2 protein-coding genes are annotated in these 1,413 nt (G+C 33.5%); one reads left to right on the plus strand and one right to left on the minus strand.

All coding sequences use genetic code 11. The features are described 5' to 3' along the window. Positions 1 to 95: 95 nt before the first annotated feature. Positions 96 to 848, plus strand: a complete 753-nt coding sequence (locus PHQ99_08225) for an HAD family hydrolase (GenBank protein MDD4289556.1) — start codon at positions 96 to 98, stop codon at positions 846 to 848. Positions 849 to 889: 41 nt separating this feature from the next. Here PHQ99_08225 and PHQ99_08230 read toward each other — a convergent pair. Next, the coding region (locus tag PHQ99_08230) for a LysE family transporter (protein ID MDD4289557.1) at positions 890 to 1,413 on the minus strand (524 nt) is incomplete at its 5' end.

Genomic DNA, 1,413 nt, shown 5'->3' on the forward strand with positions numbered 1-1,413 from the left:
GTTGTTTCTATAAATAATCCTTTAAAAACCTCAATATTTTCTGGAAAAAAGAAACAAAACTGTTTATAATAATATTTTACAGGAGGAAACAAATAATGGCAAAAACTATCCTGTTTGACCTTGATAATACACTTATTCTTTTTGATGAGACAAAATTTTTTAAGGCATATGTTAAAAAAGTAGCTCCACTAATGTCTGATATTGCATCTCCGAATACATTATGGCAAATAATACTATCTGCCACTAAGTCAGTATTGCATAACAACGGAAAGACAACAAACCAGGAAGTTTTTAAACAGAATTTTAAACAGAATTTTGGAAACCAAACCGAGGAAATCTGGCAACGTTTTCTTGAGTTCTATAAAAATGAATTTGATCAATTAAAAACCTTGGTTAATGTAAACAATGGCGTATCAGAGATATTTTCTTTCCTACCTGAAAAAAATATAAAAATTGTAATTGCCTCTAATCCATTCTGGCCCTGTATAGCAATGGAGAAAAGAATGGGATGGGCCGGGGTAAAAAAAAATCAGGTTAACCTGATAACACATATGGAAAATATGCATTTTTGTAAGCCACGTTTAGAATATTATCAGGAAATATGCCAAAAAATAAATGAAGAGCCGGAAAATTGTCTGATGGTTGGAGATGACCCGCTAAATGATATGATAGCAGGAAAATTAGGAATGAAAACTTTTTTAGCTACTGACAGTGTCCGATATAAAAGTCAATTACTGGCAATCAGCAAAAAACTTAGACTTGGTTTTACTTCAAAGAAAGACAAAATTGACCCTGATTATAGCGGTCCATTAATTCAATTACGGGAAATATTAGGTAGTTTGCTTTAAATATTCTATAATTTGCGCTCAGCTGATAGCATTTAGAATCTTTAGAAAATTGTTGTTATTGCATCATAAATGAATTTTCCACTGAAGAATAAGAGAAAAACACCACAAACAGCAAAAAGTATTTGCTGTAATCTCTCTCCAAAAAAATGACCTCCTTTAAAAGATACGGAGGCAAGGATTGTATACCAGACAAAATCACAGCTCCAATGAACCAGAATAAAAGTTACTAAACCCCATACACCAAACTTATAAGCTCCGGTAATAAGCACTGCACCGACAGTCGCCCACCATATTAAGAAATAGGGATTTGCTATACTCAAAACGATTCCTGCCTGTAGAGGAGTATAATTATCATCAGTTTTTCCGGCTTTGGAATTGAAAATGTTCTTGATTAACCCAATTCCCATCTTCAATAAAAACAAGCCACCTAAAAAACCGATAGCAACTTTTACCCAGGTAATTTCCAAGAAATTTCCAAAACCGAAGAAGATTATCAAAATCAGGGGTAATTCAACTATACCATGTCCTATCGCAATCATTGGTCCGGAATGAGGATTCTGTGTGC

Source organism: Atribacterota bacterium (genome assembly GCA_028703475.1).
Lineage (GTDB): Bacteria > Atribacterota > Phoenicimicrobiia > Phoenicimicrobiales > Stramentimicrobiaceae > JAQVMU01.

Bases quoted from the DNA above. Each gene is read 5' to 3' on its own strand.
- PHQ99_08225 (MDD4289556.1), top strand. From the start codon at position 96: ATGGCAAAAACTATCCTGTTTGACCTTGATAATACACTTATTCTTTTT.